Origin of the sequence: Roseateles aquae (assembly GCF_032337115.1) — a bacterium.
In the GTDB taxonomy this organism is placed as follows: Bacteria; Pseudomonadota; Gammaproteobacteria; order Burkholderiales; family Burkholderiaceae_C; genus Roseateles_C; species Roseateles_C aquae.
The window spans coordinates 1-2,064 of sequence record NZ_JAVXZY010000031.1; the positions used below are offsets into that span (position 1 = coordinate 1).

Genomic DNA, 2,064 nt, shown 5'->3' on the forward strand with positions numbered 1-2,064 from the left:
GCCGCCGGCCTTGAGCACCGCAAGCATCGCCACTATCAGCTCGACGCTGCGCGGCAGGCAGATCGCCACCAGCGCCTGCGCCTTCACCCCGCGCGCCACCAGCGCATGGGCCAGCGCGTTGGCACGGCCGTTGAGCTCGGCGTAGTCAAGCTCAACACCATTGAACGCGATGGCCAGTGCGTTCGGCCGCTGCGCCACCTGCGCCTCGAACAACTGCTGCAGCGCCGCCTCGCTCGGGAATGGCCGCGCCGTCTGGTTGAAGTCATACACGAGCTGTTTGCCTTGCTCGGCGTTCAACAGCGCAATGCGGGCGACACGCTGGGCGGGCACGGCAACCATGCCCTCCAGCACGCGCATATACATGCGCACCATGCGCTCGGCGGTGTCCGCATCGAACAGCGCCGTCGCATAGCTGAGCTTGCCGTCCAGCGTGGTGCCGCCGTCATGCAGGTACAGCGAGGTGTCAAAGTGGATCGTCGATTGCTCGAAATCAACCGCACCGAGCGTCAGCCCCGACAAGGCCAGGCGCCGCTCGGCGCTGCTGCTGTCCAGCGTCAGCATGGTCTGGAACAGCGGGCTGTGCGCGAGACTGCGCTGCGGCTTGACCGCCTCGACGATCTGCTCGAACGGCAGATCCTGATGTGCATAGGCGTCCAGCGTGTCGCGCTTGACGGTCGCGAGCAACTGCTCGACATCGTCAGCCTCACCCATGGACACCCGCAGCGCCAAGGTGTTGGCAAAGAAGCCGATCAGCGGCTCCACTTCGCTGCGCTGGCGGTTCGCGATCGGGCTGCCGATCACGACATCGTCCTGCCCCGACAGCCGTGCCATCAGCAGCGCCCAGCCGGCCAGCAGCGTCATGTACAGCGTCGTGCCATGACGCTGACTCAGGGCCTTGAGGCCTGCGCTCAGCCCGGCATCGAGCTCGAACGCCACGCTGGCACCGGCGTAGCTCTGCTGTGCTGGCCGCGGCCGGTCGGTCGGCAGTGCCAGCAGTTCGGGCGCGCCAACGAGGCGCTGCTTCCAGTAGTCGAGTTGCGCCTCCAGCCGCTCACCCTGCAAGCACTGGCGCTGCCAGGCCGCGTAGTCGGCGTACTGGATCGCCAGCTCGGGCAGCGGATCACTCTGCCCCTGGCTGAAGGCCGCATAAAGCGCGGACACTTCGCGCACGAGCACGCCAATCGACCAGCCGTCCGAGACGATGTGGTGCTGGTTGATCAGCAGCACATGATCGTCATCGGCCACGCGCAGCAGCAGGCCTCGGATCAGCGGCCCGGCGGCCAGATCAAAGCCTGTGGCGAAGAACGCGGACTGCTGTGCCACCAGATCGTCTGCCTCGGCACTCACCAGCTCGAAGCCGCGATCGGCCTCATCGATGAGCTGAACGGCCTGCCCGTCCTGCTGCACAAACCGCGTGCGCAGAATCTCGTGCCGCGCCACGATTCGATCCAGCGTCGCCTGCAGCGCCCCGCGGTCCAACCGCCCCTGCAGCCTCAGCCCCGCCGGCATGTGATACGCCGCACCCGCCGCCGCATCCAGCTGCGCCAGGAACCACAGACGTTGCTGCGACCACGACAGCGGCAGTCCCTGCCCTCGCTCCACCCGCGGGATCGTCGTCGCTTCTGTCGGCTGCACACGCTCGGCCTTACTCTGCTGCAGGCGTTTGAGCTTGACGGCGCGGCGCAGCGCTTCGAGTTCTTCTTGTTTGGTCGGCTTGTTCATGTTTTACTCGTTTCCTTCCGCGAGAATTGCCAGCAGTTCAGCCTCTGACAGCTCTTGCAATTCACGGTCGATGTTTTCCAAGTCCTTGGACTGATAGAGCGCCAGTTGGCGCCTCGTCACAAGATCCGCGAGGGTCTGCAGCTCGAGCGTTTCGAGCAACTCGCGCAGGCTCAGCTCGATCGCGAAAGCCTCGGATACGCGCAGGTGCATCTGCACCAGCAGCAGCGAATGCCCGCCCAGCTCGAAGAAGTGGTCGCGCCGGCCGACCCGCTGCAGCTTCAGCAGCTCCGCCCAGATCGCCGCAATCGCCTCCTCAACCTCTCCCTGCGGCGCCTCGTACTC

At 65.9% G+C, this 2,064-nt stretch carries 2 protein-coding genes; both read right to left on the reverse strand.

The genetic code is table 11. From position 1 onward, the window contains the following. On the reverse strand, nucleotides 1-1,722 hold a 1,722-nt coding region (locus RQP53_RS24605), incomplete at its 3' end, for a condensation domain-containing protein (protein ID WP_315653377.1). Between the two features lie 3 nt (nucleotides 1,723-1,725). Continuing rightward, on the reverse strand, nucleotides 1,726-2,064 hold a 339-nt coding region (locus RQP53_RS24610; protein WP_315653378.1), incomplete at its 5' end, for a phosphopantetheine-binding protein.